Below are 16,047 nucleotides of genomic sequence, written 5' to 3'. Positions count from 1 at the left end.
ATGTCAGTCGGAAAGGCCGAGCACGTCGGCCATGGAATAATGCCCGGGCTTGCGCCCCCTGCCCCACAGCGCGGCCTTCACCGCGCCGCGGGCGAAGATGCCGCGATCCTCGGCGGCGTGCGACAGGACGATGCGCTCCGAGGAACCCGCGAAGATCACGCTGTGCTCGCCGACGACCGATCCGCCGCGCAAGCTGGCGAAGCCGATGTCGCCGGCGCGCCGTGCGCCGGTGTGGCCGTCGCGAGAGCGCACCGCATGGTCGGAGAGCTTCACGCCGCGCCCCTCCGCCGCCGCCTCGCCGAAGAGGAGCGCGGTTCCCGAGGGCGCGTCGACCTTGTTGCGGTGGTGCATCTCGAGGATCTCGATGTCGAAGGCGAGGTCGAGCGCGGCCGCGACCTTCTTCGTCAGCGCCGCCAGCAGGTTGACGCCGAGGCTCATATTGCCGGAGCGGACGAGCACCGCATGGCGCGCCGCGGGCTCGAGGCGCGCGATCTCCTCGTCGGAAAGGCCCGTCGTGCCGATCACGTGCACGATGCGGGCCTGCGCGGCGAGCTCGCTATAGGCGAGCGTCGCCGCCGGCGAGGTGAAGTCGAGGACGCCGTCGGCACGGGCGAAGACGGGCAGCGGGTCGTCGACGATCTCGACGCCGAGATGGCCGACGCCCGCGAGCTCGCCGGCATCCTTCCCCAGATGCTCCGATCCCTCGCGCTCGATCGCGCCGACGAGGATTGCGCCGTCGGCCTCGGCCACCGCGCCGATCAGCGACCGGCCCATCCGCCCGCCGGCCCCCACCACGATCAGCCGCATGTCCGTCATCGCCCCGCTCCCGTCGGTCCCGCCGTCACGCCGGCTCGTAGCCTTCGACGACCATCACGTTCGCCTTCGCCGCGTCGCCCCGGACCTGAAGGGCGTGCTGGTATTCCGGCGAGCGGTAGCAGGCCACCGCCGTGTCGAAATCCTTGAACTCGATCACGACGTGCCGGTCGCCCGCGATCTCGCCCGCCATCATCTCGAAGCGCCCGCCGCGCACGAGGAACCGGCCCTCGTACTTCGCGAAGGCCGCGGCGTTCGCCTCGACGTAGCGCTTGTAGCCTTCCGCGTCGTCCACCCGGACGTGAACGATCCAGTATCCCTTGGCCATGCTCGCCTCCTCCGTAAGTGCTGCCGGCCTCAGGCCGATTCGATTTCCTGGATGATCGCCTTCGCGGCCGCCAGCGGGTTCTCCGCCTGGGTGATCGGCCGTCCCACCACGACGTGGCTCGCCCCCTCCCGGATCGCCTGCCTGGGCGAAGCGACCCGCTTCTGGTCGCCCGCCACCGCCCCCTGCGGCCGGATGCCCGGCACGACGATGCGGAACTCGGGGCCCACGAGACGGCGCACCTGGGCCACCTCGGCGGGTGAGCACACGATCCCGTGCACGCCCGCCTCGCGCGCCTGCCGCGCCCGCCGCTCCACGAGGTCGCCGAGCGGAAGGGCGTAGCCCGTCTGCGCGAGGTCGTCCTGGTCGAAGCTCGTCAGCACGGAGACGCCGAGGAGCTTCAGCTCCGTTCCGGCGGCGGCCTCGGCGGCGGCCCGCATCGTCTGGGGGTAGGCGTGCAGCGTCGTCATCGCCACGCCGAGCCGCGCGATGTTCGCGACCGCGGCGGCGACCGTGTTCGGGATGTCGAGCAGCTTCATGTCGAGGAAGACGTGCTTGCCCTCCCGCGTCAGCTCGCGCGCGAGCGGCAGGCCTTCCCCGGAGAACACGAGCTCCATGCCGATCTTGTACCAGCGCACCGCGCCGCCGAGCCGGGCGACGAGATCCCGCGCCTGATCGACCCTCGGCACGTCGAGTGCCACGATGAGACGATCCTGGCCCTTGATCGCCATGCTGCCGTCACTCCCGGTCGGTTGCCTCGCGGGCAGCAATAGCGGCTGCGAATCGGGCTGCCAAGCCCGCCCGAATCAGGATGTCGCCCGGCTGTAGACCCAGACGGTCGCGGGCGGGAAGTTCAGGAGCACGCGGCTGGCGCGCCGGACGTCGTAGGAGCCGAGGGAGGCCGGCACCGGCGGCTGCAGCGCATAGGTGAACTGGACGAGCGGCGCGCCCGGTACGGCGTGGTCGAGGCAGGCTTCGACGAGGCTCACCCGCTGCCCCACGGGCTTCGTCAGGAGCGGCAGGCCGGTGATGATGCCGGACAGCGAGCGCTCGCCGAGCTCGTCGAGGTGGCGGTCGATCGCGTAGGCGTCGCCGCACACGATGCGCGCCTTCGGGAAGCGGCGCCCGAGCATGCGTGCGAAGTCGCGGTTCGCCTCCACCAGCACCAGCCGTTCCTCGGCGATGCCGTGGTCGAGGAGGGCCTTGGTGAACACGCCGGTCCCGGGGCCGAGCTCGAGCACCGCCCCGCTGGTGTCGGGGTCGATCTCCGCCGCCATCGCACGGGCGAGCTTGCGGCTGCTGGGGCTCAACGCCCCGGTCCTCAGCGGGTTTCCGATCCATTCGCGGAAGAACACGAGCTCGTCCTGGATCAGCTCTTTCGGCGTGCGCTCGGTCTGCAAGGACATACGGTGTTTCCCGAATAGGTCGTTGATGCGGGCTTTTAGGTGCCGAGACCGTCCCAGAACTCGCGCATCTTCGCGAAGAAGCCGTTCGATTCCGGGTTGTTCGTGTCGGACGATGCCTGCTCGAATTCTTCCAGGAGCTCTCTCTGCCGCCGACTGAGGTTGACGGGAGTTTCAACGAGAGTCTGCACGTAAAGATCCCCGGAATGTGACGACCGGAGGACCGGCATCCCCTTTCCGGCGAGCCGGAACTGCTTGCCGCTCTGGGTGCCCGCCGGAATCTTCACCCGGGAGCGCCCGCCGTCGAGGGTCGGCACCTCGAACTGCCCGCCGAGCGCGGCCGTCGTGATCGAGATCGGCACACGGCAGAACAGGTCGGCGCCGTCGCGCTGGAAGATCTCGTGCGGCTTGATGGACAGGAAGATGTAGAGGTCTCCCGAGGGCCCGCCCCGCAGGCCCGCCTCGCCTTCCTCGGCAAGGCGGATCCGTGTCCCGTCCTCGACCCCCTTCGGGATGTTGATCGAGAGCGTGCGCTCCTTCGTCTGCCGGCCCGTGCCGCCGCAGCCGGTGCAGGGATCCTCGATCACCTCGCCGCGGCCCTGGCAGCTGATGCAGGCGCGTTCGATGGCGAAGAAGCCCTGCTGCGCCCGGATCCGTCCCGCGCCGCCGCAGGTCGGGCACGTCTTCGGGCTCGTGCCGGGCTTGGCGCCCGATCCGGTGCAGATGTCGCATGTGACGCTGGAGGGGACGCGGATCTCCGCGGCCTTGCCGGCAAAGGCCTCCTCGAGCGTGATCTCCATGTCGTAGCGCAGGTCGGCGCCGCGCTGGCGCGCGTTGCGGGCTCCGCCGCGGCGGCCCATCATGTCGCCGAACAGATCGTCGAATATGTCAGACATGGAGGAGGCGAAGTCGTTGCCGAAGCCATGCGGGCCGGCTCCGCCATTCTCGAAGGCGGCGTGCCCGAAGCGGTCGTAGGCCGCGCGCTTCTGGGGATCCTTCAGGGCCTCGTAGGCCTCGTTGATCTCCTTGAAGCGGTGCTCGGCCTCCGCGTCACCCGGGTTCTTGTCGGGATGACACTGCATCGCGAGCTTGCGGAAGGCCCGCTTCACATCCGCGTCGCCGGCACCGCGTTCGATACCCAGTGTCTCGTAATAGTCGCGCTTTGCCATGGTGCGTCGGGGACCTCACGTGCGGTGGGCACGAAGCGGGTTCGCTTCGCGCGCGGAAGGTCGCATCCGTCCCGTTTCCATTTTCTTAACCATCATCCCCGGCCGTTTCGCGGGCCGGGGATGACATGCTCGTGTCGGATCGGACCGATCAGGCCGACTTCTTGCGATCGTCGTCGTCGACTTCCTCGAAGTCGGCGTCGACCACGTCCTCGTCCTTCTCCGCGGACGCCTCGGCATCGGCACCCTCCGCGCCGGCCTCACCGGACTGCGACTGGTACACCGCCTCGCCGAGCTTCATCGCGACCTGCGCGAGCGACTGGGCCTTGGCATTGATCGCCTCGGGATCCTCCCCCTCGAGCGCGGTCTTCGTCTCCGCGATCGCCGTCTCGATCGCCTGCTTGTCGGCGGCCTGCAGCTTGTCGCCATGCTCCTGGAGCTGGCGCTCCGTCGAATGGACGAGACCCTCGGCCTGGTTCCTCGCCTCGACGAGGGCGCGGCGCTTCTTGTCCTCCTCGGCGTGGCTCTCGGCGTCCTTCACCATCTGCTCGATGTCGGCGTCGGACAGGCCGCCCGAGGCCTGGATGCGGATCTGCTGCTCCTTGCCGGTCGCCTTGTCCTTCGCCGAGACGTTCACGATGCCGTTGGCGTCGATGTCGAACGTCACTTCGATCTGCGGCATGCCGCGCGGCGCGGAGGGGATGCCCACGAGATCGAACTGGCCGAGCAGCTTGTTGTCGGCCGCCATCTCGCGCTCGCCCTGGAAGACGCGGATCGTCACCGCGGTCTGGTTGTCCTCCGCGGTCGAGAAGGTCTGCGACTTCTTCGTCGGGATCGTCGTGTTGCGGTCGATCAGGCGGGTGAACACGCCGCCCAGCGTCTCGATGCCGAGCGACAGCGGCGTCACGTCGAGAAGCAGGACGTCCTTGACGTCACCCTGCAGCACGCCCGCCTGGATCGCGGCGCCGATCGCGACGACCTCGTCCGGGTTCACGCCCTTGTGGGGCTCCTTGCCGAAGAACTGCTTCACGCTCTCCTGGATCTTCGGCATGCGGGTCATGCCGCCGACCAGGACGACTTCGTCGATCTCGCCGGCCGAGAGGCCCGCGTCCTTGAGAGCCGCCTTGCAGGGGCCGACCGTCTTCTGCACGAGGTCGTCGACCAGCGCCTCGAACTTGGCGCGCGTCAGCTTCATCGTCAGATGCTTCGGGCCGGTCTGGTCGGCGGTGATGAAGGGCAGGTTGATCTCGGTCTGCGTCGCGCTCGACAGCTCGATCTTGGCCTTCTCAGCGGCCTCCTTCAGGCGCTGGAGGGCGAGCTTGTCGCCGCGCAGGTCGATGCCCTGCTCCTTCTTGAACTCGTCCGCGAGATAGCCGACGAGGCGGTTGTCGAAGTCTTCGCCGCCGAGGAACGTGTCACCGTTCGTCGACTTCACCTCGAAGACGCCGTCGCCGATCTCGAGGATCGAGATGTCGAACGTGCCGCCACCGAGGTCGTAGACGGCGATCGTCTTGCCGTCCTTCTTGTCGAGCCCGTAGGCGAGCGCGGCCGCTGTCGGCTCGTTGATGATGCGAAGCACCTCGAGGCCCGCGATCTTGCCGGCGTCCTTGGTCGCCTGGCGCTGGGCGTCGTTGAAGTAGGCCGGGACGGTGATGACCGCCTGGTCGACCTTCTGGCCGAGATTGGCCTCGGCGGTCTCCTTCATCTTCTGCAGGATGAAGGCCGAGATCTGCGAGGGCGAGAATTTCTCGCCGCGGCTCTCGACCCAGGCGTCGCCGTTGTCGGCCTTGACGATCTCGTAGGGAACGAGACCCTTGTCCTTCTCCGTCATGGGGTCGGCGAAGGTGCGCCCGATCAGGCGCTTGATGGCGAAGAACGTGTTCTCCGGGTTCGTCACCGCCTGGCGCTTGGCCGGCTGGCCGACGAGCCGCTCGCCTTCTTCGGTGAAGGCGACCATCGAGGGCGTGGTGCGGGCGCCCTCGGAATTCTCGATCACGCGCGGGTTCTTCCCGTCCATGACGGCGACGCAGCTGTTCGTCGTCCCGAGATCGATACCGATTACCTTGCCCATATCTTCGAACCTTTCTTGTGGCAGGCCGTCCGGGCCCTCCAAGGAGGCACCCGGCCCAGGGTACTGGTGACAGGGGTCTGGAACGGCCCCCTCGAAATCACTGAATTCTCAGGCCGGCGCCGGGAAGGGCCGGCTGGCTGCAGCGTATATAAGAAGGTCGATTTTGGGCCGCAAGTCGCGGGACCGCAGGCGCGGGAAACGGGGGCTCCCCGGCCTACAGGCGGCGCCTGAGGAACCGGATTCCCTTGCGGAGCAGCAGAAGTTTCACCAGTCGGCGCAGCATGGCGTATCTCCTTTTCAGCCGGATGGCGTGCTTGACCGTGCCGGAGATCAACGCCGTCGTGCCGCACTCGTTCATCCAGGCTCCGGCGGGCGGGCGCGTTGCGTCGCCGCCGGGGCGCCGCCCGCGATTTTACCGCTTGTTAAGTGCTTGATCCGACTCGGCTTTATGAATCCCGATTCGTTCACCGTGACTCAATCGGGAACAAATGCGGGACGAAAAGCTCAAGCCGCTGAGACTCCGGCGGATTCGGCCGAAGCCCTGCAGTGACCGATTCGGGGTCCGCGTCGCCTGCCCCTTCCAGCACCGGCGAGGCGCGGGGCTGATCAGGACGGGCGCTCGCCGCCGTCCTCCGCCAGCGCGTGGCGATTGAGAACCGGCAGCTGCGCCATCGCGAAGATCATGGTGATCGGCATGATGCCGAAGACCTTGAAGGCCACCCACGTGTCCGTCGAGAAATTGCGCCAGACGACCTCGTTCACCAACGCCAGGAAAACGAAGAACAGCGCCCACCTGAACGTGAGGATGCGCCAGCCTTCGCGGGTGAGGTTGAAGACCGTTCCGAACGCGTATTTCAGGAGCGGCCGGTCGAAGGCGAGGCCGGCCCACAGCATCAGGGCGAAGGCGAGGTTCGTGATCGTCGGCTTCAGCTTGATGAAGGTCTCGTCCTGCAGCCACAGGGTCAGCGACCCGAACAGGAGAACGACGACGAGGGTGAAGATGGGCATGACGGGCAGGCGCTTCATGATGAAGAGCGACGCCGAGACGGACACGACCATCGCGGCCATGAAGCCCCCGGTGGCCCAGTAGATCCCGAGCTGCCAGTTCATGATGAAGAAGATCACGAGCGGGCCGATCTCGAGAAGCGGCTGAAGCCACTCCGGCTGCGGCTTCGCGGCGGTCGTGGTGGTGGTCTCGCTCATGCCCGCTCCTCCGTGCTTGCTTCCGCGACGCCGGCGATCGCCCGGGCGAACTGGCCGGCGTCGAACGCCTCGAGATCCTCGACCCCCTCGCCGATGCCGATCGCATGGACCGGCAGCTCGTGCTTGTCCGATATGGCGACGAGGATGCCGCCGCGCGCCGTCCCGTCGAGCTTCGTCATCACGAGGCCCGTCACGCCGCAGACCTGCCGGAAGATCTCGACCTGTTGCATCGCGTTCTGCCCGGTCGTCGCGTCGAGCACGAGGATGACGTCGTGCGGCGCCGTCTCGTCGTGCTTGCGGATCACGCGAACGATCTTCGTCAGTTCGTCCATCAGATGCGCCTTGTTCTGGAGCCGCCCGGCCGTGTCGACGAGGGCGATGTCCGCGCCCTCGCGCTTCGCCACATCGAGCGTCTCCCAGGCGACCCCCGACGCGTCCGACCCTTGCGCCTTCGCGACGACGGTCGCGCCGGTGCGCTCGCCCCAGACCTTCAGCTGCTCGATCGCGGCGGCGCGGAACGTGTCGCCCGCCCCCATCACGACCTTGCGGCCGTCCGCTCGGAACTTCGCCGCGAGCTTGCCGATCGTCGTGGTCTTGCCGGAGCCGTTGACCCCCACCATCAGGAGGACGTGGGGTTTATGCGAGAAATCGGGCTGAAGAGGCTTCGTCACCGGCTTCAGGACCTTCTCGACCTCCTCGGCGAGCACGCTGCGCACCTCGTCCGCCGTCACCTGCTTGTCGTAGCGGCGGCGCGCGAGCTCCTCGGTGATGCGCATCGCCGTGTCAACGCCCAGATCGGCCTGGATCAGCGCGTCCTCGAGATCCTGCAGCATCTCGTCGTCGAGCTTGCGCTTGCGCACGAGCCCGGTGATCGACTGGCCGAGCGCGCTCGAGGAGCGCGAGAGCCCGGCCCGCAGGCGCTGGAACCAGGATTGCTTCGGCTCGGCGGGCGCTTCGGGCGCAACCGGCGCGACCGCGACCGGCTCGGGCTGCGGTTCGGCTTCGGGCTCCGCCTCAGGCTCGACGTCGAGCGCGGGCCCGGTCTCGGGCTCCGGCGCGGACGGAATGGCGTCGATCGGCGCGAGGGGCTCCTCCGCCTCCGCCTCGGCCGCGGCCGCTGCCGCCTCGTCGCGGGAGGCGGGGGCCTCCGCCGGACGCGCCTCCTCGCCGGACGCCTCCGGCTCCCCGGTAGCGCTCTCCTCCGCCGGCTCCTCGGCCTCCGGCGCGGGCTCGGCCTCCTCGGGCCTGCCGCCTCCGAACAGCCGGCCGAACCAGCCGCGCTTCTTCTCCTCGGCGCTCATGCCGGGCTTGCCTCCAGGTTCCTGCCGTCATGGCCGGTGATCGTGGCCGCCAGAAGCGTGCCTGCCTCGACGCCCTCGATCCGCACCGGCGTGAAATCTTCCGTGCGGCCGCGGCCCCCGCGCTCGGCGAGCACCATCCGCCTGCGGCCTATCTCACCGGACATATGGGCCTTCAGGCGCGCTTCTCCCACCTCGCGCAAGGCGGCGGCCCGCGCCTTCACGACGTGGCGGGGAAGTTGCGGCATCCGCGCGGCCGGCGTCCCCGCCCGCGGCGAGAACGGAAAGACATGAAGCCTCGTGATCCCGCAGGCCTCGAGGACGGAGAGGTTCTCGGCCGCCATCTCCTCCGTCTCGGTCGGAAACCCGGCGATCAAATCGGCGCCGAACACGATCTCCGGCCGCAGGCGCCGCGCCTCCTCGCAGAAGGAAACCGCGTCTGCCCGGCTGTGCCGCCGCTTCATGCGCTTCAGGATCATGTCGTGCCCGTGCTGCAGCGACAGATGGAGATGCGGCATCAGCCGCTCCTCGTCCCGCAGGGCCCGCATCAGGTCGGCGTCCGCCTCGACGGAATCGATCGAGGAGAGCCTCAGGCGCTTCAGCTCCGGCACGTGGCGCAGGACCTGGCGCACGAGCGTGCCGAGCCGCGGCGTCCCCGGCAGGTCGGCGCCGTAGGCCGTGAGGTCGACCCCCGTCAGCACGATCTCGGCATAGCCCCGCTCGACGAGCGCCCTCGCCTGGTCGACCACCGCGCCCATCGGCACCGACCGCGAGTTGCCGCGGCCATAGGGGATGACGCAGAAGGTGCAGCGGTGGTCGCAGCCGTTCTGCACCTGCAGGAAGGCTCGCGTGCGCCCCTCGAAGCCCTCGACGAGGTGCCCCGCCGTCTCCTCCACCGCGAAGATGTCCGCGACCCGCACCCGCTCGTGGCGCGGCAGGTCGAACGCCTCCGGCCGGTAGCTCGCGGGCCGCGTCTTCTCGCGGTTGCCGAGCACGAGATCGACCTCCGGCATGTCCGCGAAGGTCTGCGGCTCGGTCTGCGCCGCGCAGCCCGCCACGACGATCCGCACGCCCGGCCGCTCGCGGGCGACGCGGCGGATCGCCTGGCGCGCCTGGCGCACGGCCTCTCCGGTCACCGCGCAGGTGTTGATCAGCACCGCGTCGTGAAGGCCCGCCTCATCGGCGGCCTTCCGCATCGCTTCCGATTCCACGATGTTGAGCCGGCATCCGAAGGTGACGACGTCTGGCATATCGGCGTTCCGGTGGTGCGGGGCGGCTTGCTTTCGCCCGTCCCTATACGCGCCCGGCGCCCTGGCCGCAAAGTGCGGGGGCTCGAGCGGCGCGCCTCACGCCCCGGCTGGCGTGGCGTCGAGCTCCACCTCGTCGTCATATTCGTGGGCGACGGGGCCGGTCATCACGATATGGTCGTCGTCCTCGCGCCAGAGAATGTGGAGCTCGCCCCCCGGCAGCTCGACATGGACCGAGCGCCCCGTCTGCCGCCTGCGGGCGGCCGACACGGCGGCGGCGCAGGCGGCCGAGCCGCAGGCCTTCGTCAGCCCCGCCCCGCGCTCCCACACCTTGAGCCTCAGCCGCTCCGGCGAGACGACCTCCGCCACGCCCACATTCACCCGCTCCGGGAACATCGGGTGATACTCGATCATCGGCCCGATCCGGCCGAGATCGATCGCCTCGAGCTCGTTGACGAAGAACACGACGTGCGGGTTCCCGACATTCACCACCGCCGGCGAGTGCATGACAGGCGCGCCGCGCGGGCCGACCTCGAACTCGATGAAGCGCGTGTCGGCGAACCTCTCCGACAGCGGGATCTCGTGCCACTCGAAACGCGGCGCCCCCATGTCGACCGAGATCGAGCCGTCCTCGTTGCGGTGGCAGACGAGGAGGCCGCCCGCGGTCTGGAACACCGCGCTGTCACGGCCGGTCGCCGCCATCACGTGGTCGGCGATGCAGCGCGTGCCGTTGCCGCAGGCGCCGGCCTTCGAGCCGTCGGAATTGTAGATCTCGACGAAGGCGTCGGTCCCCTGCGCCTTCGGCGGCAGAAGCACCATCGCCTGGTCGAAGGCGAGCCCGGCCTTCGCCGACAGCGCCCCCACCACCGCCTGCGGCCGCGCCTTCGCCTGCCTGAGGTCGACCACCGCGATCTCGTTGCCGAGGCCGTTCATCTTGCGGAAGGGGATCGTGGTCATGGGGCACTCGCGGCCGGACTCGAAAACGCGTCGATGCGCAGTATATGCTCTCTCCCGGCCGCCGTCGCCAAGAGAGCACCCGAAACGGATCCCCCGCGCCCCGGCCGCACCGCAACCTCTCGGGAGCCTGGAAGAATGGCGCAATCCTTCGGCAAGGGCAGCCGCGTCAAGTGGAACTGGGGCAACGGCACCGGCGAGGGCAAGGTGACCGAGATCTTCCGCGAGCGCGTGACCCGCACCATCAAGGGCAAGGAGATCACCCGCAACGCCACCGCCGACGATCCCGCCTACCTGATCGAGCAGGACGACGGCGACCGCGTGCTGAAGTCGCACGGCGAGGTGGAGAAGGCGTGAGGGGGGGGCGGTCCGCGACCTTCCCGCCGGCCGCGCCACATTTGGCGTGCCCCGGCCTCCGAGCCGGGGCCCAGGGGCGGCACGGGGGAACCTTACGGCTGGCGGCCGCTAATCGCTCTTCAGCGGCGGCCGCCCCCCGAATATCGCGCTCCCCACCCGCACCTCGGTCGCCCCGTGCGCCACGGCGATCTCGAAATCCCCGCTCATGCCCATCGAGCGGACGGGCAGGTCGAGCCGGTCGGCGAGCTTGGCCAGCAGCGCGAAGAACGGAGCGGGCGCCTCGTCGAAGGGGGGGATGCACATGAGGCCCTCGATCTCTAGCCCGTGCTCCTCGCGGCAGCGCCTCACGAACTCTTCCGTCTCGGCGGGGGGGATACCGGCCTTCTGGGGCTCCTCGCCGATATTCACCTGCACCCGAAGGCGGGGCGCCCGGCCCTGCTTTTCGATCTCTTTCGCAAGGGAACCGGCTAGCTTCTCCCGGTCGACCGAGGAGATGACGTCGAAGAGGGTGACCGCCTCCTTCGCCTTGTTCGTCTGCAGCGGCCCGATGAGCTGCAGCTCGATGTCGGGGAATTCCTCGCGAAGTTCAGGCCACTTGCCCATCGCCTCCTGCACGCGGTTCTCGCCGAAGACACGCTGGCCGGCCTGGAGCACCGGGCGGATGTCAGGGGCCTCGAAGGTCTTCGACACGGCGACGAGGGTGACGGAGCCCGGCTCGCGCCCCGCCTCCTCCTCGGCCGCCCGGATCCTCGCCCGCACCTCGTCTAGCCCGGCCGGTGTGGCCTCGTCGCGCTGGTCGTCGGTCATGGTCACGGTCTACGCTTCGCCTGTGAGGGAAAGGGAACGGGGGGCGGGCCGGCCGGCGCTGTTGACCACCGCCCGTTTTCGGGGCCATCTACGCCCCGCGTTTCCCGCGTTTTTTCAAGTTCAAGAGCGATTATCACGCGATGGCCATCGAACGCTACAACCCCCGCCGGACCGAGGCCCGCTGGCAGCGCGTGTGGGACGAGAGGGAGGTCTTCAAGGCGATCGACGAGGACCCCCGGCCGAAATACTACGTGCTGGAGATGTTCCCCTATCCGAGCGGCAAGATCCATATCGGGCACGGCCGCAACTACGTGATGGGCGACGTGGTGGCGCGCTACAAGCGGGCCAAGGGCTTCAACGTGCTGCACCCGATGGGCTGGGACGCGTTCGGCCTGCCGGCCGAGAACGCCGCGATCGAGCGCGGCATCCACCCCAAGGGCTGGACCTACGACAACATCGCGGCGATGCGCGAGCAGCTGAAGCTCCTCGGCCTCTCGCTCGACTGGAGCCGCGAACTCGCGACCTGCGACCCCGCCTATTATTCGCGGCAGCAGAAGCTCTTCGTGAAGATGTTCGAAGCCGGGCTCGTCGAGCGGCGCACCTCGCTCGTCAACTGGGACCCGGTCGACAACACGGTGCTCGCAAACGAGCAGGTGGTCGACGGGCGCGGCTGGCGCTCGGGCGCCGTCGTCGAGAAGCGCGAGCTCGCCCAGTGGTTCTTCAAGATCACCGACTTCGCGGATGATCTTCTGGACGCGATCGGGACGCTCGACCAGTGGCCCGACAAGGTGCGGCTGATGCAGCGCAACTGGATCGGCCGATCGGAGGGCCTGAAGTTCTCGTTCGACCTCGTGGACGGCGAGGGCGTGCAGATGGAGGAGAACCTCACCGTCTTCACGACGCGCCACGACACGATCTTCGGCGCGAGCTTCTGCGCCGTGTCGCCAGACCACCCGCTGGCGAAGGATCTCGGCGCGCGGAACGAGGAGATCGCCCAGTTCCGCCGAGACTGCGCCGCGCTCGGCACGAGCGAGGAAGCGATCGAGCGGGCGGAGAAGCGCGGCGTGGCGACGGGGCTATACGCGGTCCACCCGTTCACGGGCGCGCGCCTGCCGGTCTATGTCGCGAATTTCGTGCTGATGGGCTACGGCGAGGGCGCGATCTTCGGCTGCCCGGCGCACGACCAGCGCGACCTCGACTTCGCACGGAAATACGGCCTGCCGGTGCTCCCGGTCGTCGCGCCGAAGGACGAGCCGGACCTCGAGGTGGGCGACGAGGCCTTCACCGACACGGAAGGCGATGCCGTCCGGCTCGTGAACTCGGAGTTTCTCGACGGCCTCTCCGTGCCGGACGCGAAGGAGGAGATCGCCCGTCGCATGGAGGCTTCGGGCCGGGCGGAGCGCAAGGTGAACTACCGCCTGAGGGACTGGGGCATCTCGCGCCAGCGCTACTGGGGCTGCCCGATCCCGATGGTCCATTGCGACCATTGCGGCATCGTGCCGGTGCCTGAAGATCAGCTGCCGATCCTCCTGCCCGACGACGCGACCTTCGACCGGCCGGGCAACCCGCTCGACCACCATCCGACCTGGAAAGACGTGTCGTGCCCGAAATGCGGTGGTGCCGCCCGGCGCGAGACGGACACGATGGACACCTTCGTCGACTCCTCGTGGTACTTCGCGCGCTTCGCGAGCCCCGCGGCCGACGACGTGGTCGATAGCGCGCTGATGGATGCCTGGCTGCCGGTCGACCAGTATATCGGCGGCGTCGAGCACGCCGTGCTCCACCTCCTCTACTCGCGCTTCTTCACCCGCGCGATGGGCCGCGTCGGCTTCGGCGCGATCAGGGAGCCGTTCAAGGGCCTCTTCACGCAAGGCATGATCACCCACGAGACCTACCGCGACCCGGACGGCAGGTGGCTCTTCCCCGAGGATGTCGAGCGGCAGGCCGACGGGAGCGTGATCGTGAAGGCGACGGGGCTGCCCGCGAAGGTCGGGGCGCCCGAGAAGATGTCGAAGTCGAAGCGGAACGTCGTCTCGCCGGAGACGATCCTCGAGACCTTCGGCGTCGACGCGGCGCGCTGGTTCATGCTGTCGGACACGCCGCCCGAGCGCGATTCGGAGTGGACGGAATCGGGCGTCGAGGGCGCGTGGCGCTTCACCCAGCGCGTCTGGCGCCTCGTCGGCCAGGTGATCGAACTGGTGCCGGAGAAGATCGCGCAGCCTGCGGAGTTCGGGGACGAGGCCCTGGCGCTGCGCCGGGTGGCGCACAAGACGATCGCCGCGGTGTCCGAAGACATCGAGCAGCTGAGGTTCAACCGGGCGATCGCCCGGGTGCACGAGGCGGTGAACGCCTGGGGCGACCAGGTCGCGAAGCTCCATGGCGCGCCCGGCCCCGACATGGCCTATGCGCTCCGGGAGATGGCGGAGACTGTGGTGCGCGTCTCCGCGCCCATGGTGCCGCATCTCGCGGAGGAGGCCTGGGAGGCGCTGGGCGGAGAAGGGCTCCTCGCGCTGGCCCCCTGGCCGCAGGCCGAGGCCGCGCTCCTCGTCGAGGACGAGATCGTCCTGCCGGTGCAGGTCAACGGCAAGCGCCGCGACGAGTTGCGGGTCGCCGCCGACGCCGACCAGGAGACGGTCGAGAAGGCGGCGCTCGAGCTCGACGCGGTCAAGCGCGCGCTCGGCGACCGGCCGGTGCGGAAGATCATCGTGGTACCGGGGAGGATCGTGAATGTCGTCGGCTGACCGGCACCGCCTGCGGGCGGGGCTCGCGGTTCTCGGAATCGCAGCGTTTCTAGGGGGTTGCCAGGTGCAGCCGCTCTATCAGGCGACATCGGCGAGCGGCGCGCCGCTGACCGCCGAGTTGACCTCGATCTACGTAGCTCCGGCGCCCGGCCGGATGGGCCAGATCATCCGAAACGACCTGCTTTTCCTGCTGAATGGCGGCGGCCAGGAGGGCAACGCCTACGAATTGCGGCTCAGGGCGAACGCCACGACGGGCGACGTGATCGTGCGCCTCGTCGGCGGGGAGCCCCAGGGACGCCTCCTCAACGTGCGGGCGGAGTTCGTGCTTTTCAGGCGGGACGACCTTTCCCAGCCGATCTTCCAGGGCTCGGTCACCCGCCAGGCTACATATGAGTGGACGAACCAGCGCTTCGCCAACGACCGCGCGGAGAAGGATGCGCGGGAGCGCGCCGCGGCCGAGGTTGCCGAGGAGATCCGGGTCCGGCTCGCCGCGTTCTTCGCGCAAGGGGCGAACGCGACGCCACAGATGAGCCCGCCGATCATCAACCGCTCGGGCAGGGCGATCGGCGTCGACATCGGCGAGACGGATCTCGGAACCGACTGGGACTGACGGCGCATGGTCGCCCTGAAAGGCCCCGCGATCGACAGGTTCCTAGACCGGCCGGACCGAATGGTGGTGCTCGTCTACGGGCCCGACACCGGACTCGTGACCGAGCGGGCGGGCCTTCTCGTGAAGAAGCACCTCCGCGGCGACGACATGGGCCGGGTGGTGATCGACGGCGACAGCTTGTCGGGCGATCCCGGGAAGCTCGTCGACGAGGCGCATTCGGTGCCGATGTTCGGCGGCCGGCAGGCGATCCGCGTGACGCCGACCTCGAAGAATATCGCCCCCGCCCTCGCCGCGATCCTCGGCCAGCCACCGGCCGAGACGATCGTCGTGTTCGAGGCGGGCGACCTCAAGCCGTCGGCGCCGCTGCGCAAGATGGTCGAGGCGTCGGACGCGGCGGTCGCCCTGCCCTGCTATGTCGACGACGAGGCGGCGGTCGACCGGCTGATCACGCAGGAGGCCGAGGCCGCGGGTCTGAGGGTTGCGAATGAGGCCCGTTCGGCGCTGCGCCACCTGCTGGGCGGCGACCGGCTCGCCTCGCGCGGCGAACTCGCGAAGCTCGCGACCTACTGCATGGGGTCCGAGACGATCGAGCTCGCCGATGTCGTCGCGGTGTGCGGCGACGCCTCCGCTCTGGAGCTCGACGAGATTACCGACGCCGCCTTCATCGGCGACGTGAGAAGCGCCGAGCACGGCCTGCACCGGGCGCTCGAGGCCGGCGTCGCGCCCGCCTCGATCGTCGGGGGGCTGACGCGTCACCTCATGCAGCTGATGGTCGCGCGCGAGAGGATCGACGGCGGTGCGACGGCCGATGCAGCCATGCGGGAACTCCGGCCGCCCGTCTTCTTCAAGCGGCAGCCCTCCTTCCGCCGACAACTCAGCCTCTGGTCGGCCGATGCTTTGGGTCGCATGCTGCCGCATATGAGCCGGGCGGAGGCCGACACGCGTCTGAGGGCCGAGATCTCGACCGAGATCGTTAGCCGGCTGATCATGGCGGTCGCCAGCGTGCCGAGCCGGCGCTGAACGCCAAAGCTTCGTCGGCTAAAGAAGTTGAC

Annotated in this window: 16 protein-coding genes; 4 read left to right on the top strand and 12 right to left on the bottom strand. The window is 69.1% G+C overall.

Annotated elements, in window-relative coordinates; translation table 11 throughout:
• Positions 1 to 3: 3 nt before the first annotated feature.
• The 11 genes from dapB to dapF form a co-directional block, all read right to left on the bottom strand.
• The gene (gene dapB, locus N177_RS06925; protein WP_023431565.1) at positions 4 to 816 is read right to left on the bottom strand and encodes a 4-hydroxy-tetrahydrodipicolinate reductase; all 813 of its coding nucleotides are present in this window, start codon (positions 814 to 816) and stop codon (positions 4 to 6) included.
• 25 nt (positions 817 to 841) lie between these two features.
• Positions 842 to 1,141: a DUF1330 domain-containing protein gene (locus N177_RS06920; RefSeq protein WP_023431564.1), complete on the bottom strand. Its 300-nt coding sequence runs from the start codon at positions 1,139 to 1,141 to the stop codon at positions 842 to 844.
• A 29-nt stretch (positions 1,142 to 1,170) separates the two neighbouring features.
• A complete protein-coding gene (gene pyrF / locus N177_RS06915; RefSeq protein WP_023431563.1) occupies positions 1,171 to 1,869 on the bottom strand; it encodes an orotidine-5'-phosphate decarboxylase in 699 nt (232 codons plus the stop codon).
• 75 nt (positions 1,870 to 1,944) lie between these two features.
• The gene (locus N177_RS06910) at positions 1,945 to 2,544 is read right to left on the bottom strand and encodes a class I SAM-dependent methyltransferase (protein ID WP_023431562.1); all 600 of its coding nucleotides are present in this window, start codon (positions 2,542 to 2,544) and stop codon (positions 1,945 to 1,947) included.
• A 35-nt stretch (positions 2,545 to 2,579) separates the two neighbouring features.
• Positions 2,580 to 3,710, bottom strand: coding sequence for a molecular chaperone DnaJ (gene dnaJ / locus N177_RS06905; protein ID WP_023431561.1), 1,131 nt, complete (start codon positions 3,708 to 3,710; stop codon positions 2,580 to 2,582).
• Positions 3,711 to 3,858: 148 nt separating this feature from the next.
• Positions 3,859 to 5,778 carry a molecular chaperone DnaK gene (gene dnaK / locus N177_RS06900; RefSeq protein WP_023431560.1) on the bottom strand — a complete coding sequence of 640 codons (1,920 nt, stop codon included), beginning with the start codon at positions 5,776 to 5,778 and terminating at the stop codon, positions 3,859 to 3,861.
• Between the two features lie 214 nt (positions 5,779 to 5,992).
• Positions 5,993 to 6,136 carry a hypothetical protein gene (locus N177_RS21615; RefSeq protein WP_023431558.1) on the bottom strand — a complete coding sequence of 48 codons (144 nt, stop codon included), beginning with the start codon at positions 6,134 to 6,136 and terminating at the stop codon, positions 5,993 to 5,995.
• Positions 6,137 to 6,384: 248 nt separating this feature from the next.
• Positions 6,385 to 6,981 carry a septation protein A gene (locus N177_RS06895; protein WP_023431557.1) on the bottom strand — a complete coding sequence of 199 codons (597 nt, stop codon included), beginning with the start codon at positions 6,979 to 6,981 and terminating at the stop codon, positions 6,385 to 6,387.
• On the bottom strand, positions 6,978 to 8,282 hold the full coding sequence (gene ftsY / locus N177_RS06890) for a signal recognition particle-docking protein FtsY (RefSeq protein WP_023431556.1): 1,305 nt from the start codon (positions 8,280 to 8,282) through the stop codon (positions 6,978 to 6,980). Before ftsY ends, N177_RS06895 begins: the two co-directional genes overlap by 4 nt.
• On the bottom strand, positions 8,279 to 9,529 hold the full coding sequence (gene mtaB / locus N177_RS06885) for a tRNA (N(6)-L-threonylcarbamoyladenosine(37)-C(2))-methylthiotransferase MtaB (RefSeq protein WP_023431555.1): 1,251 nt from the start codon (positions 9,527 to 9,529) through the stop codon (positions 8,279 to 8,281). Before mtaB ends, ftsY begins: the two co-directional genes overlap by 4 nt.
• A gap of 96 nt (positions 9,530 to 9,625) precedes the next feature.
• Positions 9,626 to 10,483 (bottom strand): diaminopimelate epimerase, encoded by an 858-nt coding sequence (gene dapF, locus N177_RS06880; RefSeq protein ID WP_023431554.1) that lies wholly within the window; start codon positions 10,481 to 10,483, stop codon positions 9,626 to 9,628.
• Positions 10,484 to 10,618: 135 nt separating this feature from the next.
• Here dapF and N177_RS06875 point away from each other — a divergent pair, with 135 nt between their 5' ends.
• Positions 10,619 to 10,837: a hypervirulence associated TUDOR domain-containing protein gene (locus tag N177_RS06875; protein ID WP_023431553.1), complete on the top strand. Its 219-nt coding sequence runs from the start codon at positions 10,619 to 10,621 to the stop codon at positions 10,835 to 10,837.
• A 108-nt stretch (positions 10,838 to 10,945) separates the two neighbouring features.
• Here N177_RS06875 and N177_RS06870 read toward each other — a convergent pair whose 3' ends face one another.
• Positions 10,946 to 11,644, bottom strand: a complete 699-nt coding sequence (locus tag N177_RS06870) for a YggS family pyridoxal phosphate-dependent enzyme (protein ID WP_040485255.1) — start codon at positions 11,642 to 11,644, stop codon at positions 10,946 to 10,948.
• 140 nt (positions 11,645 to 11,784) lie between these two features.
• Between N177_RS06870 and leuS the strand changes: the two genes are divergently transcribed.
• The 3 genes from leuS to holA are packed head-to-tail and all read left to right on the top strand — an operon-like array spanning position 11,785 to position 16,015.
• Positions 11,785 to 14,385, top strand: coding sequence for a leucine--tRNA ligase (gene leuS, locus N177_RS06865; protein ID WP_023431551.1), 2,601 nt, complete (start codon positions 11,785 to 11,787; stop codon positions 14,383 to 14,385).
• A complete protein-coding gene (gene lptE / locus N177_RS06860; protein ID WP_081718407.1) occupies positions 14,372 to 14,995 on the top strand; it encodes an LPS assembly lipoprotein LptE in 624 nt (207 codons plus the stop codon). Before leuS ends, lptE begins: the two co-directional genes overlap by 14 nt.
• 6 nt (positions 14,996 to 15,001) lie before the next feature.
• Entirely contained in the window at positions 15,002 to 16,015 is a 1,014-nt protein-coding gene (holA, locus tag N177_RS06855; protein WP_023431549.1) for a DNA polymerase III subunit delta, read from the top strand.
• Positions 16,016 to 16,047 lie beyond the last annotated feature (32 nt).

Origin of the sequence: Lutibaculum baratangense AMV1, assembly GCF_000496075.1 — a bacterium.
In the GTDB taxonomy this organism is placed as follows: domain Bacteria; phylum Pseudomonadota; class Alphaproteobacteria; order Rhizobiales; family Tepidamorphaceae; genus Lutibaculum; species Lutibaculum baratangense.
Note: the sequence above shows the minus strand (reverse complement) of the source record. Positions and strands in the feature narration are given on the sequence as shown.